Source organism: Pseudoalteromonas sp. CO325X, assembly GCF_004208955.1.
GTDB classification, from domain to species: Bacteria; Pseudomonadota; Gammaproteobacteria; order Enterobacterales; family Alteromonadaceae; genus Pseudoalteromonas; species Pseudoalteromonas ruthenica.
Genome location: NZ_SGPG01000022.1, coordinates 158,122 through 183,055, shown reverse-complemented (window position 1 = coordinate 183,055; position 24,934 = coordinate 158,122). Strand labels below are relative to the sequence as shown.

Annotated in this window: 22 protein-coding genes; 8 read left to right on the top strand and 14 right to left on the bottom strand. The window is 47.4% G+C overall.

The genetic code is table 11. From position 1 onward, the window contains the following. Window positions 1–30 precede the first annotated feature (30 nt). The 4 genes from EXT46_RS13030 to EXT46_RS13015 form a co-directional block, all read right to left on the bottom strand. Entirely contained in the window at window positions 31–1,305 is a 1,275-nt protein-coding gene (locus EXT46_RS13030; protein WP_130147766.1) for a hypothetical protein, read from the bottom strand. A gap of 100 nt (window positions 1,306–1,405) precedes the next feature. Beyond that, window positions 1,406–2,614, bottom strand: coding sequence for an ABC transporter permease (locus EXT46_RS13025; protein WP_053910460.1), 1,209 nt, complete (start codon window positions 2,612–2,614; stop codon window positions 1,406–1,408). Further along, complete coding sequence (locus EXT46_RS13020) at window positions 2,607–3,398, bottom strand: ATP-binding cassette domain-containing protein (protein WP_045978335.1); 792 nt, start codon at window positions 3,396–3,398, stop codon at window positions 2,607–2,609. The genes EXT46_RS13025 and EXT46_RS13020 overlap by 8 nt, the downstream gene beginning before the upstream one ends. Next, window positions 3,398–4,207, bottom strand: coding sequence for a DUF3025 domain-containing protein (locus EXT46_RS13015; RefSeq protein WP_130147764.1), 810 nt, complete (start codon window positions 4,205–4,207; stop codon window positions 3,398–3,400). The genes EXT46_RS13020 and EXT46_RS13015 overlap by 1 nt, the downstream gene beginning before the upstream one ends. Window positions 4,208–4,315: 108 nt before the next feature. Between EXT46_RS13015 and EXT46_RS13010 the strand changes: the two genes are divergently transcribed. Continuing rightward, complete coding sequence (locus tag EXT46_RS13010) at window positions 4,316–5,944, top strand: M28 family metallopeptidase (RefSeq protein WP_130147762.1); 1,629 nt, start codon at window positions 4,316–4,318, stop codon at window positions 5,942–5,944. A 61-nt stretch (window positions 5,945–6,005) separates the two neighbouring features. After that, window positions 6,006–7,181 carry a putative manganese transporter gene (locus EXT46_RS13005; protein WP_130147760.1) on the top strand — a complete coding sequence of 392 codons (1,176 nt, stop codon included), beginning with the start codon at window positions 6,006–6,008 and terminating at the stop codon, window positions 7,179–7,181. Between the two features lie 42 nt (window positions 7,182–7,223). Here EXT46_RS13005 and EXT46_RS13000 read toward each other — a convergent pair whose 3' ends face one another. The 7 genes from EXT46_RS13000 to seqA form a co-directional block, all read right to left on the bottom strand. Continuing rightward, on the bottom strand, window positions 7,224–7,589 hold the full coding sequence (locus tag EXT46_RS13000) for a DUF805 domain-containing protein (protein WP_022946553.1): 366 nt from the start codon (window positions 7,587–7,589) through the stop codon (window positions 7,224–7,226). A gap of 166 nt (window positions 7,590–7,755) precedes the next feature. Beyond that, window positions 7,756–9,333 carry a dihydrolipoyllysine-residue acetyltransferase gene (locus EXT46_RS12995; protein WP_130147758.1) on the bottom strand — a complete coding sequence of 526 codons (1,578 nt, stop codon included), beginning with the start codon at window positions 9,331–9,333 and terminating at the stop codon, window positions 7,756–7,758. 10 nt (window positions 9,334–9,343) lie between these two features. Continuing rightward, window positions 9,344–10,321, bottom strand: coding sequence for a transketolase C-terminal domain-containing protein (locus EXT46_RS12990; protein ID WP_022946551.1), 978 nt, complete (start codon window positions 10,319–10,321; stop codon window positions 9,344–9,346). Next, window positions 10,321–11,538: a thiamine pyrophosphate-dependent dehydrogenase E1 component subunit alpha gene (locus EXT46_RS12985; RefSeq protein WP_022946550.1), complete on the bottom strand. Its 1,218-nt coding sequence runs from the start codon at window positions 11,536–11,538 to the stop codon at window positions 10,321–10,323. Before EXT46_RS12985 ends, EXT46_RS12990 begins: the two co-directional genes overlap by 1 nt. Before the next feature lie 291 nt (window positions 11,539–11,829). Further along, window positions 11,830–12,864 (bottom strand): succinylglutamate desuccinylase, encoded by a 1,035-nt coding sequence (gene astE / locus EXT46_RS12980; RefSeq protein ID WP_022946549.1) that lies wholly within the window; start codon window positions 12,862–12,864, stop codon window positions 11,830–11,832. Window positions 12,865–12,959: 95 nt separating this feature from the next. Further along, window positions 12,960–14,600, bottom strand: coding sequence for a phosphoglucomutase (alpha-D-glucose-1,6-bisphosphate-dependent) (gene pgm, locus EXT46_RS12975; RefSeq protein WP_130147756.1), 1,641 nt, complete (start codon window positions 14,598–14,600; stop codon window positions 12,960–12,962). 10 nt (window positions 14,601–14,610) lie between these two features. Then, complete coding sequence (seqA, locus tag EXT46_RS12970) at window positions 14,611–15,156, bottom strand: replication initiation negative regulator SeqA (protein WP_045978461.1); 546 nt, start codon at window positions 15,154–15,156, stop codon at window positions 14,611–14,613. 182 nt (window positions 15,157–15,338) lie between these two features. On the opposite strand from seqA, the gene EXT46_RS12965 reads away from it, so the two are divergent. The 5 genes from EXT46_RS12965 to fur all read left to right on the top strand — a co-directional run bounded on the left by EXT46_RS12965 (window position 15,339) and on the right by fur (window position 17,869). Beyond that, window positions 15,339–16,115 (top strand): alpha/beta fold hydrolase, encoded by a 777-nt coding sequence (locus EXT46_RS12965; RefSeq protein WP_130147754.1) that lies wholly within the window; start codon window positions 15,339–15,341, stop codon window positions 16,113–16,115. A 125-nt stretch (window positions 16,116–16,240) separates the two neighbouring features. Continuing rightward, a complete protein-coding gene (locus EXT46_RS12960) occupies window positions 16,241–16,462 on the top strand; it encodes a DUF2788 domain-containing protein (RefSeq protein ID WP_022946545.1) in 222 nt (73 codons plus the stop codon). Between the two features lie 2 nt (window positions 16,463–16,464). Further along, a complete protein-coding gene (gene ybfE / locus EXT46_RS12955; RefSeq protein WP_022946544.1) occupies window positions 16,465–16,743 on the top strand; it encodes a LexA regulated protein in 279 nt (92 codons plus the stop codon). 14 nt (window positions 16,744–16,757) lie between these two features. Then, a complete protein-coding gene (gene fldA / locus EXT46_RS12950; protein ID WP_022946543.1) occupies window positions 16,758–17,285 on the top strand; it encodes a flavodoxin FldA in 528 nt (175 codons plus the stop codon). 137 nt (window positions 17,286–17,422) lie between these two features. Beyond that, window positions 17,423–17,869, top strand: a complete 447-nt coding sequence (gene fur / locus EXT46_RS12945) for a ferric iron uptake transcriptional regulator (RefSeq protein ID WP_053910451.1) — start codon at window positions 17,423–17,425, stop codon at window positions 17,867–17,869. Window positions 17,870–17,923: 54 nt separating this feature from the next. Here fur and EXT46_RS12940 read toward each other — a convergent pair whose 3' ends face one another. Then, window positions 17,924–20,728, bottom strand: coding sequence for a collagenase (locus EXT46_RS12940; protein WP_130147752.1), 2,805 nt, complete (start codon window positions 20,726–20,728; stop codon window positions 17,924–17,926). Between the two features lie 318 nt (window positions 20,729–21,046). Here EXT46_RS12940 and EXT46_RS12935 point away from each other — a divergent pair, with 318 nt between their 5' ends. Next, entirely contained in the window at window positions 21,047–22,081 is a 1,035-nt protein-coding gene (locus tag EXT46_RS12935; protein ID WP_130147750.1) for a GGDEF domain-containing protein, read from the top strand. 39 nt (window positions 22,082–22,120) lie between these two features. Here EXT46_RS12935 and EXT46_RS12930 read toward each other — a convergent pair whose 3' ends face one another. Beyond that, complete coding sequence (locus tag EXT46_RS12930) at window positions 22,121–23,638, bottom strand: glycogen/starch synthase (protein ID WP_130147748.1); 1,518 nt, start codon at window positions 23,636–23,638, stop codon at window positions 22,121–22,123. A gap of 2 nt (window positions 23,639–23,640) precedes the next feature. Further along, the gene (gene glgC, locus EXT46_RS12925) at window positions 23,641–24,933 is read right to left on the bottom strand and encodes a glucose-1-phosphate adenylyltransferase (RefSeq protein ID WP_130147746.1); all 1,293 of its coding nucleotides are present in this window, start codon (window positions 24,931–24,933) and stop codon (window positions 23,641–23,643) included. Between the last annotated feature and the right edge of the window lies 1 nt (window position 24,934).

Sequence of the window (24,934 nt, the reverse complement as noted above, 5' to 3'; positions counted from 1 at the left end):
CTAAGGGCGCATGGCTAAAAAACCCTTTAACTATTTTCCTTCGCCGCTACCGTGAATATGGGTGAAGATATGACTAACTTGCGCATTACTTTGCGGTCCGCTATAGCCATGACAAGCAAAACAATTAGCTGCGGGTTGCAGGTTACTATTACCACTGTAACTCAATTCACCAAAGCCTTGCTGAGCATTGGTCTCCATGGTGGTATTAGCAAGTTGAATAGAGCCTCGTTGATTCTCAAGGCTACTGGGTTGACTGGGATCACTGACCCACAATGCCCCAACTAACTTGTATTGGCTGAGTACCTGGAGCTCACTACTACTAGGCAAGGCGGCAAAGCTGCTTTGTAACTGCTTATTAATGGTAGTGATATTAGCGCGATTTTTTGTCGCTTGGTTATCTCCTGCGCGTGTACCTTGTGCGTAAACTTGGCAAATTTCGGTTGGCGTGCCAGTTAAGGGGGTGCTGCCGGAGATATCCGCTGTTTTATTGAAGTCACAGCCCGCTTTCGGGTTAGGTAAGGAACTTGCGCATTGGCTACTGGCAAAACTCCACCCTTGCGACGTTTGTGGCTTAGTTTGACAGTCGGGGGCGTTGCTACGGTGCTCGAACGTAGCCCAAATAAACTCTGGGTGCAGCGCCGTACTTTTTACTAAATGAAAACCCACCATACCGTAAATCTCGTCGCTCTCAAGCTTGCCGTTGGCGTTAGTATCAGATTGGATCCACACATAGTCGCTTTTCTCTTGTTCGCTGATCTTGCGCCAAGACGACTTTATCTCTGTCGTGCCAGCAGGCAGTGTTGTCGAGGTTGATGCAACATTACACATGTTCTTATTAAAGCGAGCCTCGTAGAGAACGACGTTACCTTGTTGGTCATAAATAACTGCGTCGTTGAGCGCCTGGTTGGTGCCGCTAGGCAAAGTGAAATCACTGCTGCTAGTGTGGCTGTCTTTCTGAGTGCGAATAAAAAGCTTTGACGCAACGGTATTTGTTGCACAGGAGTTTTGTTCAGTCCCCAAAAACACGGGATATTGGACGGAATCAAGGAAATTGCGTGTCGATTGTGGCGCTGCCATTAGATTGATAAACCACTGCCAAGAAAATTGATAAAACTGGCATAGGTTCTCACCCTCCCCCGGAATTTCTGCCGGTGGGTTGCTGGGGTTGGTAACCCACTGCTGACTGGCCTTGCAAAACAGCGGATCACCGCTTTGGATTTCATCAGCCACTGGGGTCGCATTGTTACAGCCACTAAGCACCAGCGCGATGCTAGTCGCCAAGATGAGCGGTTGGGTAAGATTCATGACGGTTCCTTCTATACCATTTAGCGTAGTGCTGAGTATAGAAGGAACGCCTTATATAGATATTACATCGGGTAACAATTAGTTAACTAAATTACCTAACTTAGCGAAACAGCACATCCTCTTTATTAAACCAGTAGGTACAAAATGCCAGTAACGCCCCGGCAAGCACCACTGTGGCTGCAAAGATAAGTCCCACTAAGCCCAAATCAACTGTGCCTTTAATGATCTCTTTGATAGCCAGGCAAATATTAGTGATAGGGATCAGCGCTGTTTTAGCGGTCAATTCCATATTCGGCATGATGGCGACAATGATAGGGATGAACACTAAAAATGACAGCGGCGACATGTAGTTTTGTGCCTCTTTAAAGCTGCGCGCATAAATAGAAATGGTCAGCGCTAAAGAGCCAAAAATCGCGGCAACCGGAATTAATAGCAACAAAATCAATAATAAGTCGGTCACCATTACCGTACCAAAGGCTTCTTTAAGCATATCAAGCTCAATAAATTGCCCAGCCAGGGTGATCCATAAGCCAAAACTGAGTACGGTGACCATGGCACTGGTAATGCCACTGCAAAATACCGTTAAGAATTTACCGAGCACCACTTGAGTACGTGATAGAGGCGTCAATAACAGCGTTTCCAAAGTACCGCGTTCTTTTTCACCGGCCCCTAAGTCAATGGCTGGATACATGGCGCCCGTCAGCACTAAAGGTAGCAGCAGATAAGGGATATAGGCACCGATTTTCTCACCGAGATTTTCGCGCTGATCGGCGGTATTGACCTTCTCAAGCTCGATGGGCTGTAGCAACGCCGCCTGGGCATCTTCACTGACCCCAAGCTCAATAAGCTTGGCACTTTGTAGTTGCTGCGCGTATTTGTCCGCCACTTCTTTCAAGTTGGTAAATAAGAAGTTGATGGTTTGCGCATCATTAAATATAACTTGCCAGGTGCTCTGTTCACCGTTATCCAGCGCGCCTTGCGCATCGTGTGGAATATAAATACCGACATCGATGGTTCCTGCTTCCACCGCCGCTTTTAAGTCATCAATGCTCTGGTATGAATGCTTTTGTTCAAGCTCTTTAAAGCTTTTATGAAAAAAGACTTCCTTCGCGAAAGGCTCTGCATATTGGGCATTAACGATGGCATATGTGTGCACTTCCTGCTTGGCCTCAAGCGCGGCCTGCGATGCTAAAAAGCCAATAAGCGCAAAAATTATCGGAAAAATAAGCAGCGGCAGCGCAACCACGAACATCAGCGTTTTTCTATCGCGTAACAGCTCTTTTATTTCCTTTAAAAATACTTCATACATGGCGATGATCCTCAAGAATGTTCATAAACGCGTCGTTCAGCGCTGTCGCGCGCCCTTGCTCGCTAAACTGCGCTAAGGTGCCGTCAAAGCAAGTGACCCCTAAGTCAATAACACTGACGCGGTCACACAATAACGCAACTTCATCGAGATGATGGGTCGAGAAAATCACCGGTGTGCCCTGCTCTTTAAGGCCTTTAATAAAGTTAATCACCGTTTGCGTGGTCATGATATCCAAGCCTGTGGTGGGCTCATCCAATATCACCACATCGGGCTTATGTACCACGGCTCTGGCGATATTGGTTTTTTGCTTCATTCCGGTAGACAGATTATCGGCTCGTTTATCCAAAAAGCTGTGCATATCCAACAAGGTAAATAGCTCTTCACAACGTTCTGCGAGCGCCGAACCTCTGAGGCCATGGAGCTTGGCGAAGTACTCAACATTTTCTTTCGCTGTTAAGCGCCCATACAAGCCTGTAGACCCTGAGAGAAAACCAATGGCTTTGCGCCCCGCTAAGGGCTTTTTAACCGCGTCCACGCCATTAACTTCAATGCTTCCTGAGTCGGGTTTTAATGCGGTTGATAACATTCGTAGCGTGGTGGTTTTACCGGCGCCATTAGGCCCAAGTAACCCTAGTACTTCACCTTGATTGCAATGAAAACTGACATCGCGTACCGAATGGAAAAAGTCTTTGTCTTCACGGGGGTCTTGCTGCGACTCTTTGACATTTTTCTTATGGTCTTTGGTGAGTTTGAACTTTTTTTGTAGCCCATTCACTCTTATCATTATTTTGTGTTCCTTCGTTTTGGTCGAAAGTAATCCGTATTGGCATAAAAATTTGGGTCGACATTATCGTCATACCATCCCGGTACCCCGAGCAAGGGAAGCGGGGATAGCTGAGAGTTATCAGCCAACACATTTTGCTCGGCTATCATCTCATATAGGCGCGCATCGAGGTAGCGGTATTGGGCACTTAAATCTTTACAAAATATATCAGCGTCAACGTCGATAAATAACGCTTTACCTGTTAAGCCAATAAACGGCTGTGTCAGCATTTCATAATTGGCATGGCCAAAGGTATAGGCACGAATGCTATGTTGCCACTGCTCTTTGCGTTCTACGAATACCTCCTGCCACTGGTGTTGGCGAAAGGCGGTTATCCAACTGGGATCACTCACCGCTAATACCACGGCACATTCATCAAATAAGGTCAGTGCATTACGTTTTTTACTGCGCTTAGAGCAGGTTTGCAGAGCCATTTCCTCAATATGTAAGCGATTGAGTAAGGCCTTGGTTTTAGGAAATAGCCGCCATATATAGGCACCAAATAAGTCATGCCAGTTTTCGCTGCGCGTGGGGACTTTGCCAGTTTCATAAATGAATTGCTCATAATAGCGCCCATCCAGTTCAAACTCGCTATTGGCTATAAATTCTATAGCCAAACCTTGGGCGTTCACCAATTGATCTTGGTTTAACTCTCTCAAACTCGGCCAGTCGCGATATTGCTCTAAGGCAAACAGGGCGTTGAGGTGGGCAAATGCACCGCCTTGTAAACAATCAGTGCGCCACTGCGGATAGGGGGTAAAACGTTTCATTACTACTTATTTTAACCGTAAATTTTGCCTAGTTTAGCGCAAAAACTGGTGTAATTTCATCGCTATCCTTATACTGGCTGTCGTCTTATAGCAATGAAATGAATAAATATGAAACGCTATTTCCCACTGACTTTACTTGCTGGCGGCATCCTTGCTGGCTGTGCAAGCACACAAATTACTGAACAAGACGTTATGGCGGGCTGGAACAGCATCAATGCTGAACAACTCGCGCAGCACGTTAAAACACTGGCTTCGGATGAATTTGGCGGACGAGCTCCGTCAACCAAAGGTGAAGAACTCACACTCGCCTACTTAACCGAACAATTTACGGCCCTAGGCTTTAAGCCCGGCAATAGTAATAGCTTCTTACAAGAAGTGCCGCTGGTCTCGATTGAAGCCGACCCCAACATGACCCTCAATATTGGCGGAAAAGACTACCAATATAAAAAAGACATGGTCATGGGGACCAGCCGTATTAGCGCTAAAGAGGCCATTAACGATTCTGAGCTGGTATTTGTCGGCTATGGTGTGAACGCCCCAGAATATGGCTGGAACGACTATGAAGGTCTTGATGTAAAAGGTAAAACCGTAGTGATGCTAGTTAACGACCCAGGATTCGCTACCAAGGATCCGGAGTTGTTCACCGGCGATGCCATGACCTACTATGGCCGCTGGACATATAAATATGAAGAAGCAAGCCGCCAAGGCGCTGCTGGTGCTATTATTGTGCACGAGACCGCACCTGCATCTTATCCGTGGTCGGTGGTCGAAAACTCGTGGAGCGGCCCCCAGTTTGGCTTCCAAAAAGATAACAACAATATGGACCGCGTAGCGGTGGAAGGCTGGGTGACTGTGGATGTAGCCAAAGAGCTATTCGCAAAAGCCGGTCTGGATTTTGACCAAGCTAAACAACGTGCAAGCGAAGGTGCTTACCATGTTGATATGGGCGATTTAACTGCCAGCGTTGAAGTAAACAGCGAAATAAAAAAATCGATTTCCTATAACTTTATCGCCACGCTACCGGGCAGCACGAAACCTGATGAGCACATTATCTACTCCGCGCACTGGGATCACTTAGGAACCGATAAGAATCGTAAGGGCGACCAGATTTATAATGGCGCACATGATAATGCCACCGGCACTGGCGGTATGATTGAAGTCGCTGAAGCCTTTGCCACATTGCCCAAAAACCCAGACCGTTCGATGACGTTTTTAGCCGTTACTGCTGAAGAGCAAGGTCTGTTAGGGGCAAAATACTACGCTGCTAATCCAGTTATCGATATTGATAAAACCGTTGCCAATATCAATATGGACAGCTTGAACCTACTCGGTAAAGTTAAAGACATCAGCGTTGTCGGCATGGGTAAGTCTGAACTTGATGATATGCTAAGCGAAGCCGCGAAAATGCAGCAGCGTAGTGTGTCTGGCGATCCTAAACCAAGCTCAGGTGGGTATTATCGCTCTGATCACTTTGCCTTTGCCAACATGGGTGTGCCGGCGATGTACGCCGGGGGTGGCAGTGAGCCTGCAGATGCGCAAACGGCTAAGTATCGTAAACGTATGGGTCTAGTGTTGCGCGGCTGTTATCACCAACCTTGCGATCGCTATCGCGATGAATGGGATTTATCCGGTGCAGTACAGGATTTGCAGCTGTTCTACAAAGTGGGCTATGACATCTCACAGCAAAGCGAATGGCCGCAGTGGTATGCAGACGCAGAATTCCAAAGATCTAAATAGGTTTAATTATCATTTAGATTAAATTATAGTGTAACCTAGTTTATGATCTAGGTTACACATTATGCCCGTATCGACTCTCTCACCCTGTGTTCTTACAACCAATTGGATGAAAGTCATTAATAAACGGTTATTTTTCCCTCTTGGTTTGGCGCTACTGTTGGCCTTACCTAGCACCCGCGAACTGACGTTAACGGCGCTCAGTGATGCGTTCTTTCAGGTCAGTGTCTTTGTCGCTGCTACCCTACTGCTCTACTACCTGCTGATAAAGCGTTATCCTTTACTGGAATTAGGGCAGTTCTCTCAGCGTTACCCTAAATTTGAAGTGTTATTCGCGGCGTTCTTAGGCGCGTTGCCTGGCTGTGGTGGCGCCATTATTGTCGTGACCCAATTTACCCGGGGGCAAGTCAGTTTCGGTGCCGTTGTTGCGGTGTTAAGCGCCACAATGGGGGATGCAGCCTTTTTGCTCTTGGCAGCCAGTCCTTTTGATGCCCTGTTAGTCCTTGCTATTAGCCTGGTGGCGGGCGCGTTAATGGGCACGCTAGTTAATAAAATACACGCTGATATCGAATTTCACCATAAAAAACCAGACCCCGATGTATTGCAAGGCAAGCCTGCAAGCCCGTTACTGATGGCGACAAAGCAAATATGGATATGGGCATTACCATTGCTATTACTTGTTGCCCTCGTTTTGGCGTTTAATATCGAGCCGGCAACCCTATTCCAAGGTGCCGATACCATGGTGCTGTATGGCGGTAGTTTTTTAGCGGTGGCGTCGATGCTGGTGTGGGCGCTCACCAAAAATGAGGGTAATTATCAATCTATTGCCTGTGAAGACTGTCCGCCCGAGCCTGAATCTGCAACTCTCAAAGCCATACAAGATACCCATTTTATTACTGTCTGGGTGGTGGCTGCGTTTATTGCTTTTGAACTTGTCAGCACCCTCGCAGGGCTTGATTTAACGGTGTGGTTTAATCAGTATGCACTATGGACGCCCTTAATCGCTGCGCTGATTGGTTTAATCCCCGGTTGTGGCCCGCAGATCGTTGTCACTGGCCTATACCTTCAAGGTGGGCTCCCATTCAGTGCCTTGTTGGCCAATGCCATCTCAAATGATGGGGATGCCTTATTCCCTGCCATCGCCCTGTCACCCAAGGCCGCATTTATTGCTACAGTCTATACCTTGATACCGGCGCTCGTTTTAGGCTATGGCTGGTATTTTATAAAGCTGTGGACATAAAAAAAGCCGGTACTAAACCGGCTCTATATATCTCGTTATCGATTAGGCAGTGGCGCCTTCGATATCACCTTCTTTAGGGTTTGCACCCCAATCGTTGTCACCTTCTTGGCTGTCTTGCGCAAGGAAGATAATAACTACGATAAAACCGATAATTGGAATAAGGTAAAGTAGTTGCCACCAACCAGAACGGCCAGTATCGTGTAAGCGACGAGCACCCGCAGCTAAACTTGGAACAAGTAGCACTAACGAGTAGATTGAACCGATAAAAGCCGTGCCTAAAACGCCATCAATCACCGCAGTAACGATGCTAAAGATGAAGTTGAATAAAAAGAACATCCAGTAAGCTTTACGACGGATACGGCCTTTAAAATCAGCAAAGCGTTGAAACGCTTCAATATAATAGTTCATCACTATTTTCCTATTAGTTATTTTGAAATTCCTTTGTCCTGAGCGATGTACGTCAGAGCAAGCCACCTTTGCAGCGCAAAAGTTAGGATAATAATAGAGGAAAATGGCTATAAAAAAAACTAGCCGGAGCTAGTTTTTTCAGTTTTTGTTCAGCTAATTGGACCAGTTAGCGCATTGCCATCAGCATTTTACTTGGCTGCTCTAGGAAATCTTTCCATAGATTATTAAAGCGGGCGATGGTGCCGCCATCAATTACACGGTGATCCCCTGACCAACTGACCTGCATTATTGCACGCGCTTCAACATCACCAGCTTCGTTAAAGCGCGGCAATTGCTGTACTTTACCAAGGGCAACAATGGCTACTTCAGGCTTATTGATAATCGGTGTAGCTGTCGTGCCGCCAATAGCACCGATGTTAGAAATAGAGATAGTCCCTGATTTCAAATCGGCTGGCGCCACACGCCCTTCTCGGGCACTGTCGGTAAGGCGAGTTACTTCGTTAGCCACATCAACAATCGATTTGTTCTGCACTTGTTTTACATTCGGTACCAGCAATCCAAGTTTAGAGTCAACGGCCATGCCAATGTTGTGGTCATCGAAATAAGTTAACTCGGTACACTCATCATTGACTTGCGCGTTTAACACTGGGAATTCTTGCATCGCCAGTGATAACGCCTTGATGAAAAATGGCATCATAGTTAACTTCACGCCTTGCTGCTTATACTGCTCTTTGAGCGCGCCGCGCAATGCGATTAAGTCCGTAAGGTCAATTTCGTCACTGTATGTAAAGTGCGGAATCGTGGAAACCGACGCCGACATCTGCTTCGCCATGGCCGCTTTCATACCTTTGATCGGCTCTACACGAGACCCGCCACTTTGTTGATTGGCGTTACTCGATATAGTGTTGCTAGGTCCTTGCTGCGAAGCACTTTGCGCTGTGTCACCAGATGCCAAGAAGCGTTCAATGTCTTCTTTGTATACACGGCCATTTTTACCGCTGCCAGGAACTTTACTGATGTCAATATCATGCTCACGCGCACGGCGACGCACAGCCGGTGAGGCTAATGCTTTGCCTTGGGCAACTGAGGTGTCAGTATAGGTCTCTGAGGCTGCTTCATTGTGCTGTGATTGCGCTGCCGAGTCGCTGCTCTCGCTGCTTTGCTCGGCGTTTGTCGAACCGGCAATTTCCATTTGGAATAGCGGGCTGTGCACCTTAGCAATATCACCCTTTTGATAATAGAGCTTGACCACTTGACCGTCGTACTTAGCAGGGATTTGTACCAACGCCTTGTCGGTCATCACATCACATACCGCTTGGTCTTCTTTAATGGTATCGCCTTCACTCACCAACCATTCAACTATTTCACACTCGACAATGCCCTCGCCAATATCAGGCAAGATAAAGTCCTCGCGCTGAGTACCCGCGCTGTTAGACGTTGCACTCGCTTGCTTCACTTCGGGCTCTTGCTCGGTGCTTTGCGCCTTGGAGCTGTCTTCTTGCTCGCCGTTTACATCCATTGCAAACAAGGGTTGATGTACTTTAGCAATATCCCCTTTGGCATAATAAAGCTCAGTGATCACGCCATCATGTACCGCTGGGATTTGCACTAGGGCTTTGTCAGTCATGACATCGCAAATAGGCTGGTCTTCTTTGACTTCGTCACCGACTGCCACCAACCACTCAACCACTTCACATTCAACAATGCCTTCACCAATATCTGGTAAAATAAAATCTCTTGCCATGATTATCCCCTTAAAACTCAACCGCGTTTTTAATGGCTTCGAATACCTTCAGCGCATCTGGAATATATTCTTTTTCTAATGCTAATGGATACGGTGTATCCAAGCCACACACACGCGTGATGGGTGATTCCAAGTAAAGGAAGCATTGTTGCTGGATGGTCGCCACAATCTCGGCGCCAAAACCGTTAGTAATAGGCGCTTCATGACTCACCACGAGTCGACCGGTCTTTTTCACAGACTCAGCAACGGTATCGACGTCCCAAGGAAGGATGCTGCGCAAGTCTATCAGCTCCACACTGATCCCCTGCTCTTTAGCTTTCTCAGCCGCTGCTGCAATGATTTCCATCTGTGCACCCCAGGCCAATACAGTCACGTCTTTACCTTCTTGCACCACTTCAGCTTTGCCCAGCTCAATGGTGTAATCTTCCTCAGGCACTTCGCCAGTAGAGGCCCGATAGAGACGCTTTGGTTCGAAGAACAGCACTGGGTTGTCATCTTTGATAGCAGCGCGCAGTAAGCCTTTGGCTTGATATGGGTTACGCGGTACTACAATCTTTAACCCCGGGGTGTGCGCAAAATACGCTTCAGGCGATTGCGAATGGTATAAACCACCGGCAATGCCACCACCATAAGGTGTACGAATGGTAAGATTACCGACATTGAACTCGTTACCGCTGCGGTAACGGAACTTCGCTGACTCATTAACGATTTGGTCAAACGCAGGGAAAATGTAATCCGCAAACTGAATTTCAGCAATCGCTGGCGCACCAAACGCAGCTAAACCATTGGCGAATCCAGCAATCCCTTGTTCGGTTAGCGGCGTGTTGAATACCCGGTGTTTCCCGTATTTCTCTTGTAATCCGGACGTGGCCCGAAATACACCGCCAAAGTAGCCAACATCCTCACCGAAAATACAGGCATGGTCGTGCTCCGCCATGGTGATATCCAACGCCGAGTTGATAGCATGAAGCATGTTCATTGTTTTCATTATTTCAATCTCCCTGCTGTTGTTGGATAGGCATCGGGGTACTTCTTAATATGAGTCTTTAATTCATTGTATTGCTTTTCAAGACTCGGGATGGGCGTGTCATACACGTCGCTAATAAGGTCCTCCAACGGTGGCTTAGCCACTTTCTCTGCCGCCTTCAAAGCTTCAAGAATTTGCTCACGCACTTTCTCTTTAACTTGCTCGTCTTCTTGTTCATCAAGCCAGCCTTTACTCAGCAACCAATTGCGAAAACGTGCGACTGGACAGTTTTCACGAAAGCCTGCTTCTTCATCTTTAGAGCGGTAGCCGCTCGGGTCATCCGAAGTTGAGTGCGCCCCTAAACGGTAAGCGAGGGATTCAATTAGCACAGGTTCACCGGTTTCGGTGGCAATTTCACGTGCCTTTTTGGTCGCCGCATAAACGGCTAAGGCATCGGCTCCATCTACACGGATAGCTTTAATACCATAACCCACACCACGCGATGCAATACCGTCGCCGGCAAACTGCTCATCGGCGGGGGTGGAAATCGCATAACCGTTGTTACGAGCAAAAAACAGCACTGGCGCTTTATGTACAGCGGCCATATTTAACCCGGCATGAAAATCACCCTCTGATGCCGCCCCTTCGCCAAAATAGCAAATGGTGACATTATCAATAGTGCTATCGAGCTCGCCGGAGTCTTTGTTGACGTGCTTCAGTTTCTGCCCATAAGCATACCCAGTCGCTTGTGGAATTTGCGTGCCCAGCGGTGACGAGATGGTCATGTAGTTGAGTTCACGTGAGCCATAGTGGATTGGCATTTGGCGGCCTTTACCCAAGTCCTGCTCGTTTGAGAACATCTGATTCATGAACTGCTCTAGGGTAAAACCTCGGTAGCGTAGCGCCGCCTGCTCACGATACTGCGCCATGATCATATCATTATCATCAAGCGCCGCCGCACTGGCGGTTACCGCAGCTTCTTCACCTAAACACTGCATATAAAAGCTGACACGCCCTTGGCGTTGTGCTGCTTGCATACGCTCGTCTAAGGCACGAATGAAGCGCATGGTATCGTATATTTTTAGCGCTGTTTGCTTATCAATTTCTGGCTCTTTTGCGCCCTCAAGCACACTACCTTGTTCACTAAGAACGCGATAAGTAGGCACATCGAGGCCATGGCCATCAATAAATTCTAGTTCGTGATTAATATTCAACGAAACATTATTGGGGTTAGTCATAACCTTCCCTTCTGTTGTTGTCACCAAGCTAAGCGTTGAGATGTTGTTATTGTTGCTTTGCTGAAAGACTAACTTGCAATAGTTAGTCTTTCAGTTAGTAAATAGTGGTCTAAATCTTCCACTACACGCGCTTAGTTTAAATTATGCTGCCGCCACTTTACGTCAACGTAAAGGTATATTCAACTAATGATAGCCGAATATTCACATCATTGAGAATGGGGCCTTGGCAAGTTCCGTGTACGCTCCGTAACGTATTGAAATAAATGAATATTACGGAGCAAAGTGGTCGGATCAGATGAACTCATCGGTGAGTTTTGTGGGGACAACTGTGAGCAAAGCTCGTTGCCCCAATGCGACTTTAGCGTTAGGGAAAATAATCGCCTCACCCTCTACCTCGGCACGAATTTCTTGCTCACCATCATGACCTAATAATTCACCTTTGGCGAAGCCAGTGAAATTAGGCACATCGTCGGCAAAGGTAAAGCTGAAATCTTCATGATGGCGATTAATGGTGCGATAAACCGAAAATAACTCAACATCATCCGCATGAAGTTCAGGGTAAGTCACGGTTTCTTGCGTGATCAATGCCTCAAGGGTGGCTTTGGCTTTAGCGAAACGGCTCATGTCGTTGTCACCAAAAGGACGCACTTTCCCTAATTCAATAGTAAACGCATCTGCATCAAAATGACGGGAAGAAAAATAACTGAAGGTGGATGCGGGTTCAGACATTAGCAACACCGTTTGTACACCACAACTAAGCAAAAACTGTAGTTGTTCGCGTTTATGGGGTTTACCATGTAAAAACGGATACACCGCAAATTTCTCGTTCTTGGAGTCGCGAATCGCGGTATGCAGGTCATAATGTGCACGATAGCGCCCTTGCCCCGCCATGGTAAAGAACTGCTCTACATAGTGTTCAAGCTTTTTCGCGCGCTGACGCTCAGGGTTATCTACCCCACCCTCGCTGTGCTTGCCGCAGAATAGACGATTAAGGTTTTCATCGACAAAACGCTGACCAATATTAATTGATTTCGGATTACCAAAAATGAACAGCACACGGTGAGTTAAAGTAATGTGTTCAGCGATAATGGCTTGTATCAGTTGATCACAAATTTCTATAGGCGCAGTTTCATTGCCATGCACGGCACTGGAGAAAACAAAATCCTTATCACCGTATTGCGCTGGAGTGAATTCAATGACTCCTGTGTCAAGGACCTTTACAATTGTGCCATTATCAAGCGTGAACTGCTCTGGCGGCAGATTGAATTCATTTTCACGGGTTATGCTAAGGAAGTCACCGGTCTCTTTCAGACGCTGTAAATACATAGTACACCTTTATTGTGAGAGCTTCGCCGCCTATCGGCAGCGTTATCAAGATAAACAGTAAAAAGCCAGTCGAACGACTGGCTTATATGAGCGGGTTAAGCAATGGCGTTATCAACCAACGCCTTGGCTGCTTGTTCTAATTGTTGTAAATGTTCTTCACCTTGGAAGGACTCAAGGTAAATCTTGTAAATGTCTTCGGTGCCTGACGGTCTGGCCGCAAACCAGCCATTTTCAGTCACTACTTTTAGACCACCAATCGGAGCATCATTACCTGGCGCATGAGTCAGCTTGGCTGTGATCGCATCTCCGGCCAGTTCAGTGGCCGTAATGGCCTCAGCACTGAGTGCTTTCAGTTTCGCTTTTTGCTCACTATTAGCAGGGGCGTCAATGCGTTTGTAAACTGGCTCACCAAATTTTGCCACTAGCTGCTGGTAATACTGCGAAGGCGTTTTACCGGTAACGGCGAGAATCTCAGCAGCAAGTAACCCCATAACAAATCCGTCTTTATCGGTGTTCCATACCGAGCCGTCTAAGCGTAGATACGAAGCTCCGGCACTTTCTTCACCGCCGAAGCACAATTCTCTGCTGTGCAAACCGTCAACAAACCACTTAAAGCCCACAGGGACTTCAAACAAGGTTTTACCGTGGCTTTGTACCACTTTATCAATCATCGCACTGGAAACCAGGGTTTTACCGACTTTCACATCGCCCGGCCACGCACTGCGATGAGTTAATAGGTAATCAATAGCGACGGCAAGAAAGTGGTTGGGATTCATCAATCCGTCTGGGGTAACAATACCGTGGCGGTCATAATCTGGGTCGTTACCAATGCCAATATCGAAGCGGTCTTTTAGTGCGACCAAATTGGTCATCGCATAAGGGGATGAGCAATCCATTCGGATTTTGCCATCTTTGTCTTGTGGCATAAACGCAAAACGCGGGTCTATCGCGTCGTTCACAACCGTGAGGTTTAATCCATATTGCTTGGCAATATGCGGCCAATAATGAATTCCCGAACCACCGAGGGGGTCGATACCTATGGTGATCCCTGATTTGGCGATCGCGTGCATATCAACGACATTGGCTAAATCAGCAACAAATGGGGTTATTAAGTCCACGTATTTGATAAAACCAGAGCGCACGGCCTTAGCAAAGGGGAAAAGCTCCACTTCCACCAGATCTTCAATGAGTAACTGATTCGCTCTATCTTCAATCCATTTTGTAGCGTTGGTATCAGCAGGCCCACCATTGGGTGCATTATATTTAAAACCACCATCTTGAGGTGGATTATGTGAGGGCGTCACCACAATGCCGTCGGCCAATTCATGTGGGTGGGCTTTATTGTGGCTCACTACCGCATGGCTTATCACCGGAGTGGGGGTAAAGTCATCGTCTTGCTGGGTAATGATTTGCACTTCGTTGGCGACCAATACCTCAATGGCAGAATTAAACGCCGACTCCGACAACGCATGCGTATCTTTGCCTAAAAACAGTGGCCCGAAAATATTCTCTTTTTTGCGGTAATCACAAATAGCCTGGGTAATAGCCAAAATGTGAGATTCATTAAATTGCGTATTAAAAGAACAACCACGATGACCGGAAGTACCAAATGCGACCCGGTGCTCTGGAAATTGCTCCACATCAGGCTCGTTGAGATAATAAGCGCTCATTAATTTAGGTACATTAACAAGATCGGCTTGCTTGGCGAGTTTTCCGGCATTGGGGTGAAGGGCCATACCTGATTCCTTATAAATAGTCGCGAATAGTTTCTGCTTGCTCTTTAGTGTAACCCAGCTCTAACGCCGCTTCATGCAACATCATTTTCTTACGGGTGGTATTAGAGTTGGTCATTACCCAAAAAGGACTGTCATCGATATTCTTTGGGTTTAGACTGCTACCACTGGCCTGCAACTCCTCTTTACTTTTACCAAAGTATCGACGGTCACGGCCTTTAATATTCAGTACGCGGTGGAATGTGGTTTTATGGGTGCGGTGCAGCGCTGCAAGAATAAACAAGAAGCGGCCAACAACGCCCTTTTGCATCGCCAGTTCTTCTTTATTAAGAATGTCGAACACGCTGGCTTGGCTATCATCAGCTTCAGCTATGGGCTGCGCTTGCTGCTGCTCGGGCTCATCGCTTACATCGGTTTCTACAGTGGCTGGCGCAGCTATGGGCGCTGCGCTTTGCAAATTCAATAAACGACGCAAAATCTCAGAGGCACTTTCGCCAATGCTTTGGGTATTGCTGGCAATATATTGGTATAGCTCGTCGTCTATTTCTATTTTTTTCATGATATTCCTGTCATTACTGCCAAGTTTACAAATGCTTTGCAGAATTATACCCAAGTTACCTGAATAAGCTAGGGGGCGTGCCCTGTATAGGCCCTTAGCAACTGAGCAGTGTTTGACCAAGTGTTGCATTGCGCGCGCCCAGTGGGCACAATTTACCTACTTTCATCGATGATAACGTGTTTATGTTACTAAATTATCAAAGCAGCTCTGAGGCGCCGAAAAATGCGCCCACTGTGCTTGTTATTCATGGTTTATTTGGCTCATTAGATAATCTTAAAGTCGTTGCCAGAGCCCTCAGTGAGCAGTTTCATGTAATTAACGTGGACGTGCGCAATCACGGTCAATCTTTTCACAGTGAGACCATGACCTACCCGGCTATTGCCGAGGACATTATTGCGCTGATGGATGAGCTGGAGATCGCGCAAGCGCACATTGTGGGTCATTCCATGGGCGGCAAAGTGGCTATGCAAGTAGCAATAGATGCACCCGAGCGCGTCAGCAAGCTCGTTGTACTTGACGTGGCTCCAGTGAGTTACCACTCCCGTCATGACGCCATTTTTCAAGCGCTTGAAAGCGTTGCCAGTGCATCGGTTAGCTCACGTTCGCAAGCGGATGAGTTAATGAGTGAATACATAGCCACACCGGGTGTACGCCAGTTTTTGGCTAAAAGTTTGAAAAAAACCGACAAAGGCTCCTTAGAATGGCAATTTAATTTGCCAGTGCTAAAACAGCAATATGCTAATATCCTATCGCAGCCAGTTGTAAATGATTCTTGTTTGTGTGATACACTGTTCGTTAAAGGTGGCGACTCAGATTATATTTTGCCTGAGCACAAAGAACAGATCATGACCCTGTTCCCGAATGCCAAAGCAAAAGTAATTCAAGGCACCGGACATTGGCTACACGCTGAAAAACCGGCAGCAGTAAATAAATCCATCGTTGATTTTTTAACACGTTAATCCATATCAATAGTATGGGCGTAATTTAGGGTTAGTATAACGGAGGCTAAAAGCCTCAATATCACCTAAATTATTGGATTTTTCTGTGCTACAATGCGCGCCGTTTTACAGATAGGTAGCAGTCAATGGTCGACCAATTAATCAATGAGATCGATACCCTCGGGTTATATTTTGGCCTTGCTGGCATCTTTTTTTTCATCGGCATGGCAATTCAAGACGTACTTAAAAAAGGCGATGTGCCTAAATTTGGTCGTTATATTGTCTGGCTTGTGTTGTTTTTAGGCTGTTCCGGCTTTATCGCCAAAGGGCTTATTCAAGTCTTCTGGCAAGGAGCAGGTGTGGGTTAACCATGGCCAAGTCAGAGCTAGATAGAACCACGCTCGATTTATTCGAGTATGAGCGACGCCCGGGTCGTCCAAAAACTAACCCGCTCCCTCGGGAGTTACAACTGAAAGTAAATAAGCGTAACCAGCTCAAGCGCGATAAAGCGCGGGGCTTGAAACGCGTCGAATTTAAAGTTTCATCAGAGCTGTATCAAGCATTAAATGATATGGCAGATGCGCAAAATATTAGCCGTAGTGCGTTGATTGAAACCATTTTGCAAGAACGATTGGCTATAGATACATAAAAGGTTATTTATTCATGGCAAGTGTAGGTATATTTTTTGGTAGTGATACGGGTAACACTGAGCACGTTGCAAAAATGATCCAAAAAGAGCTCGGCAAGAACATGGTAGCCGTGCACGACATCGCGAAAAGCAGCAAAGAAGAGATTGCAGAGTTTGACCTGCTGCTCTTTGGTATCCCCACATGGTACTACGGCGAAGCGCAGTGTGACTGGGATGACTTTTTCCCTGAACTAGAAGAAATCGACTTTGACGGCAAGCTATGTGCTATCTTTGGTTGTGGTGATCAAGAAGATTACGCCGAGTACTTCCTTGATGCCATGGGCATGGTCAACGACATTATCACCGAGCGTGGTGCTATTGTAGTCGGTAATTGGCCTACCGAAGGCTATGATTTTGAAGCATCAAAAGGGCTGGTTGATGACGAGCATTTCGTTGGCTTGGGCATTGATGAAGACCGTCAACCAGAGCTGACCGATGAGCGTGTGAAAACCTGGTGTAAGCAGATTTTTGATGAAATGTGCCTAGCAGAACTTGCCGACTAAGAACAAAAACGCTAAGGGTAACTTGGCTTTACACTTGATAGTAAAGCACGTTATTCTTAGCCATTATTATGCGTCGCACGCACCGCTTGCTGTCCCTTAGCGGTGCAACCAAGAATCTAAAATCGAGAACAAGTTGAATGACTGATCATAATCTAGAGCTTAAAAAAGCGGGCTTAAAGGTCACGCTACCGCGTATTAAAATCCTAGAAATCCTCCAGTCTCCGGATAACCAGCACATCAGTGCCGAGGACGTCTACAAAATCCTGCTTGATAACAGCGAAGAGATCGGTCTGGCTACTGTTTATCGCGTTTTAAACCAGTTCGATGACGCTGGCATTGTCACCCGCCACCACTTCGAAGGCGGCAAATCGGTATTTGAATTGGCCGGCTCTACGCACCACGACCATTTAGTGTGTTTGAAATGTGGTCGAGTGATCGAGTTTGAAGACGACATGATTGAACGTCGTCAGGTAGAAATCGCAGAAGAAAACGGCATTACGCTAACCAATCACTCACTCTATTTATACGGCGAGTGTAAAGATGTTGAAGCGTGTAAGAACTACGCCGAGATAAGCAATAACTAATTGCTTATATGAAAAAAACCTGCGCTAACGCAGGTTTTTTTTTGTGTCTTTAGTTTACTGACAATGGCCTTCATCAATACTAAGTTTCAAGCTCGCTCCAGCGCTGTTGCCAGATACTTTTAAATACCCCCAGTAGTTGCTTTGACCACTCACCGATAAACACTCCACGTTTCCTGATGTATCGCTGCGCGCCTCAACATTGCTGCCGTTGGGCCAGCCTTGGTTGGCATATTCCAGCATTAAATCGCCACTGCCATGGGCCGCTTCGATACGCACACTTTGCGCTGCGGCGACATTTTCAATACTAAACCACATCGGTGCCTGCGCACCTAAGCAGATAGTCTCACCGGCCACTAAGTGCCCATCAGTACGCGGTCCTTGTTGCGCGCACATATCATCGATGTGAGAAGACGCCTGATAGCTGGCTGTTAGGCTCACATCTACAAACGCATTATACCCTCTGACCATGATATACACTTCACTGGTCGCGCTACCTAGATTGAGCTGGCATTGTTCCTCATTACCACCAATATACGGACGACAGTCAAACTCATCTGTGGTGGGGGATTGCTGTTCACGAACATAAAGGTCAGCATCACCACTGCCTCCTGAAAGGGTCACATCAAGCGCTGAAGTGCCTTGCGGCAATGTGATACGGAACACTTGCTCGCTATCTTGTGCTCCACTGATAGATACGCTTTGCCCATTGCTCAGCTCAGTAATACCGCCGCTGCTATCGGCCTCAATGGTAATACTGTGACTAACACTGTGGCTCAGGCCCTGCTCATCACTCACACTCAAGGTCACGGTGTAACTGCCCGGCTGATTATAACTGTGCTGTGCAATAGCCCCTCGCCCTGATGTGCCATCGCCAAAGTCCCAAAGATAACTTGCGATAGCGCCTTCGTTGTCGCTGCTCGCACTGCCATCAAAGGTCATACTTTGATTCACAACCCCGGTATCGAGGGCGTTAATACGGGCCGTTGGCGCGGTATTGTTCTCGCCACCGGCGAGCGCTTGTGTCCAAGTTGTGAATTCATTGCCATAACTCGCCGCCCAGCTATTCACTTGGCTTTGATAGCCTTGCCAGTTGCCCTGGCGAGTATTCGCTAGCATGTTGGCCAACTCGCTGCGGTGACGCTCAAACATAAAGCGCACCCCCAAGTATCCCCAGCGATAAATTCTATCTTGGTCAAAACCGGCATACGTGGTGGCAAACACCTCACCTAATTGGTAGGTGCTGCCATCTTTTATGGTCTCAATTGCAGCGCTGTTGTCCTCAAGTAACGAGACATATTCAGCCACTCCCTCACTCCACCAAACTATATCGGCTGTCGGGGCGTTAAAGTCACCATAAAGATTAAAGCGCCCGTCTAAGTAGTGAACATATTCATGCTCTAAATTCCAGACATAGTGTTCAGCGTTGGCATAGCTGGCCTCGTAAGCAACAAAGTTGGCCTGATTGTCCGGGTTACTCGGATCCCCCTCTAAATACATACCGCCATTGTTGGTATCGATGCCAAAAATAACCCCAGCATATTTTTTATAATCGTCGCTGCTATTGAACACATTCACCTGTAAGAAGGAGTTCAAATCATCGGCAACAGGTTGATTATTAGTGGCTAACTTGTCGTGGAATACCCCTTCTTCGTAGGCCATTTTTTCACAGGCTGCTTGTTGTTGGCTGGCACTTAATTGTTGTGCCCGAATGCGAATGGTGTCACTGCATTGGTGAATTTGACCCAATACCTGCTGCTCAACCTGTTCTTTAAAACCACACACCTCAAACTGCGCGCAGGCACCGTAGTAATCGACGATATCGGCTGCGCCTAACCAGAGGGCATCACCGTAGCCAACCATGTTATAACGGGCAAATAGTGCGCTAAGCTGCTTATCGGCCTCATCTTCTATTGGCTCACCGCTGTGCATTTTTAACCGCGCTAACTCCCTTGCCGCATTGGTGATCAGATATTCACTGTCGCTACCTATCATCCAGGTTTGCGCTGTGAACTCACCTAACAGTCGTGCCAGCTCAGTATCGGTTTTTGCCAGCGCCATGAATTCATCATTCCATTGGCCTCGGAACAAAATGGTAAAAATACCATTTACCGCCGAGCGCATATGCCAGCTATTACCATAACTTTGGTCCCAACGACTTAGCCATTGTTTAACTTGCGGTAAGTAGCGGTGTTGTAATTCAGCGCTATCCATAGTGATGATCACTTCACTAAGCGTCTTGCCATGGGCGTCGCTGTTGGCATAAAAGTGGGTATTGGCAACAAACGCATCCAGTGCTTGCTGGGTCGCCTCAGTTGCAGCTGGCGATAAGCTTACCTGATCGTTATAGAACTCAACATAGAAGCCAGCGCGCAGAAACAAAAATAGCGCTTCCAAATCAGCACTGCCTTGGCCGTTATAATTGCTGGCAAGCACAAGCGCTCTATCAGCAACTGCTAACATTTTACCATCAGTAACAATTTGTCCAGCGACTTCATTGCTGGCACTAAATAGCGCGTTGACGCAATCCACACCTTGGCTGGTCACTTGCTCGGCGATGGTAGCGCTCGACGCGTCAGCCAGTTGCTGCAAGGCACACTGCGCACTCGCATCTGCCATCAAGCTGGAATGTGATAGCTCATTAACTAAATGGACTGAAGAAAGCTGCTTTTGCCTATCAGCCGTTGGTGGCGCGATATGTTGCCTCTGCTGATCCGCCTCATGGGCAACGGCCAATGAATGCTGTGCACTTATAGGTTTAAACAATCGCTTGCCATCACTGGTGCCCGGGTGCGCACTAACGTGGCCAGCTACGCAGCCAAGCGTAACCATCAGTGCCGACGTAATTGCTGATTTTCTCATAATGTACCTTTTCTGGGTTGATTGAACTCGGGGCAAAGTTAACACCCAGTTAATAGTGTATACAATATATTTTATATTCGTTGTGGTTATATCGTTAGATTCAAATTCCCTTTTTTGATTACAAGCGACATGTTAGGCCATTGCTCGCTGCGAGCCGAGCTGCAAGATGCCAAGCGTACGGTACGGGTCGGAACAATAAAGAGAAGAAAATATGACAATGACGGAAATGGACGTCCCGGTTTTTATATATTGACTATACTCAGGGCTAGCGACCATGTAGGTCGCATTATGTGGTAAATTTATAGGGCCTACCGAATCATGCAAGAAGAATTATTAAACTCGGTTATCAAAATCACTAAAACCAGAGATGTAAACTCCCTCGAATACAGCCTAGTAACCACCCTACAAGAATTCATACAGTGCCAAGAGATAGCAGTCTATAAGGACTTACAAGACTTTGGCCGCAAGGTCATCGAGTGCAGCCTGGTGCTCCACCATGAGAATGCCGGTCAATATCAATGGCACGACACACACATTGTAGAATCCCCTGAATCTGAACTTCTCTCGTGTTTACAATCTGCTTGTATCATTACCGTACAGAACAACAATGGCATTGAGCATCGCTGGCTGCCCATTTCGATTTTTGATAAACCTGTGGTCGCCATCAAGGTGGTCAGTAATCACTTGAGCTCATCACAGCAAGTGTTACTAAACGCCTTTTGCCGTATTTACGAAAATTACCTAACCATTTTACATGAGAATGAGCGCGACAAGCTGACCGGATTATTAAATCGGCAAACCTTTGAGCGTAAATTTAAACGCCTGCTAGAAAAGCAAGTGATGAACCAAAAAGCCCAAAACAGAGCGAATAATAACCGCAAGCGCCAACCCGAGAGTTACTCGTGGTTAGCAATGGTGGATATCGACCACTTCAAACAAGTTAATGATAACTATGGTCATGTCTGTGGTGATGAGGTATTGCTTATCTTGGCGCAGCAGATGCGCGGCTTCTTCCGCGCTTCAGACTTAATGTTTCGCTTCGGCGGCGAAGAATTTGTACTTATATTTGAGCCTTGCAAACAAGAAGATATCAATGAAAAAATGCAGGCGTTTATGGACCATGTGCGCAACACCCACTTCCCCTTTGTAAAAACGCTGACAGTCAGTGTGGGGATGGCTCGTATCAGCCCTTATGACTTCCCCATCAGCGTATTAGAGAACGCCGACAAAGCACTTTATTATGCAAAAAATTATGGCCGTGATCAGCTGCACTTTTTTGATGATCTTGTGCAATCCGGTGCGATTTCACCGGACAATGCTAATCAGGATGAAGGGGATATCGACCTGTTTTAGGCCGCTCCCCAAGGTGTCGCTGAGTCGTTTGCGCCGCAGCTAATGGGTGTACAACTGCTCAAGGTAACTGACGGCGACTTGGTGCCAGTCAAAGCGCGTGTTTTTGGCTTGCGCGCACAATGTCTGCCACTGAGCTGGCTCGTTATGGTAAACAGCAAGAGCACGCTGCAAGGCAGTGAGTAGCTGCCGACTTTGCTGTTTTGGGCTATTCCCCGTGAAGGTGAAACCATTGACGCCTTCGGCAATGGTGTCTTTAAGGCCGCCCACTTGATGTACTAAGCAGGGCGTGCCCTCGCGCATCGCTAAAAGCTGACTGATGCCACATGGTTCAAATGAGCTGGGCATACAAAATAATGACCCAAGCTGGTACATCGCATCACCCAATTCCAGGGCGAAACCACGTAAAAACAAGAAGTTGTCATGCTCGGCCATCGCCTGTGTTAGCAACGCTTCAAGCGCCGGGTCGCCAGAGCCCAGCATCATAAAGTGCTTGCCTTGCTCAGCTAAACATCGCAACAGTTCACCCAGCGTATCATCATCAAGCAATAGCGCGACTTTTTGCGGGCTGATCCGCCCTACAGAGCATAGCCAAGGTGTGACCTCGTTGGCACGCCATTGTTGCAGGCGAACATGGGCGATGTAATGACTCGCGCTTAACTGATTGGCCTTGCCCATCCATTGTAATACAGCCTGCTCAGCGAGCTGCCATAACCGTTTTTGAGTGTAATTTACCGACTCGCTTTGGTAGTCACAGCCATTGAGGATGCCCACCAACCGATTTTGCTGCTGCGCGGCAACCAACTGATTTTCCAACCCTTCTCCACCGATAAAACCGTGTTGCATATTGCTTGGACGCTGAATTTCTTGCATATACTGGGGCGAGACCACATGTACTTTGTCACATAGTTCAATGGCGGCGCGCATCGGATTGTAGCAATGGGGATAGCGCGGATCGCAAATACGCTGGCCATCGTAACTTAACCATGGAAACCACGATTCAAGCGCCGACGGGTCGTGGGCAAACGGCCTCACTCCTTGCAATGCTAAGTTGTGAATGGTGTACACCGTGTGCATGGCTTTTAGTCTTTGAAAATCATTGCCATAAGCACGAAGCACCGCCAACGTGGCGCTGTGCCAATCATGTAAATGCAACACATCAGCCGCTAGCACACCTTGCTCTATCGCCTGTGCCACCGCCAAGCAAAATAAGGCAAACTTACTGGCATCAGCAGCAAAGGGCCGGCCGTCTTCATCGTGGTGATAAACATGCTCACTGCACAGCCACGGATGCGATAACACATAGTGACTGACCCCATCGCGTTTGCTCACCAACAAAAGTTGTATATTAAGCCGTTGGTGGGCAAAGTGAACCTGCACCTCGGCGCAGGGCTGCGCCTCAATGAGCTCCATACATTGGTAATGCGGTAAGATCACATCGACTCGGGTGCCTTGCTCGGCCAGCGCTTTTGACACATTGCCCACCACATCAGCCACCCCACCCACTTTTGCGCCGACAATGGCGCTGCTTTCAGCACAAACAAATAACACTGACTTCATTATTACGCTCGCTGCTGACTCTGGGCATCGGTTTTTTGCGCAAGCGCCGCCAACATATCGCGCGTTACCAGCACAATGCCATTTTTGGATACGCGAAAGCCGTGTTCAATATCTTCCTCATGATCTAAGCCAATGGTCAGTCCTTCTGGTATTTCACAGCCCCGGTCAATGATCGCTCGCTTAATATGGCAACCGCGATGAACGACCACACCCGGCAGCACCACCGCTTGCTCAATTTGACAAAAAGAGTGCACGTGCACATTAGAAAATAATAGCGACTTGCGCACTTGCGAGCCGGAAATAATACAGCCACCGGAAACCGTTGAATCCACCGCCATCCCCCGGCGTTCATCGTCATCAAAAATAAACTTCGCTGGCGGTAATTGCTCTTGGTAGGTCCAAATTGGCCAGCTAGGGTCGTACAAATCCAATTTCGGCTCCGGTTCAACCAACTCCATATTCGCTTCCCAAAACGAATCTAAGGTGCCAACATCACGCCAATAGGGCTGCCCAGACATGCCCGGATCGGTAAATGGAAAGGCATATACCTGGTGATTGTCGATGATTGCCGGAATGATATCGTGACCAAAATCACGCCCCGAACAGCTGTTTTGCGCATCTTTTTGCAATTGTTCAAATAGAAATTCAGTGTTGAACACGTAGTTGCCCATCGACGCTAAGCAGCGACCCGGCTTTGCTGGAATTTCATTCGGCACAGCGGGCTTTTCATCAAAGCGACGAATACGGTTTTGTTCGTCCACGGTCATAACGCCAAAGGTGTTGGCAGCCTCTTCGGTGTCGACTTCAATACAGCACACCGTCATATCGGCGCCCGTTTCCACATGTTTTGCCAGTAACGCCCCGTAGTCCATACGGTAAACATGATCGCCTGATAAAATCATGACATAACGGGGTAGCTCATGACGAATGATGTCCATATTCTGAAATACCGCATCGGCGGTGCCACAATACCACTCATCGCCGTAGCGCTGTGACGCAGGTAAAATCTCTACTGACTCACCGAGCTCTTTTTTGAAATGCCCCCAAGCGCGATGCACATGACGAATTAACGAGTGCGACTTATATTGAGTCGCCACCCCGACCCTGCGTATCCCCGAATTGATGCAGTTCGACAGTGGAAAATCGATGATGCGATGTTTACCCCCAAAATACACGGCCGGCTTGGCGCGCCAGTTGGTCAGCTCATGTAACCGCGATCCCCTGCCTCCGGCGAGGATCAAGGCGTAAGTATCACGGGTTAAAGTACTAATGTATCGATTTGCATAACTTGGCATG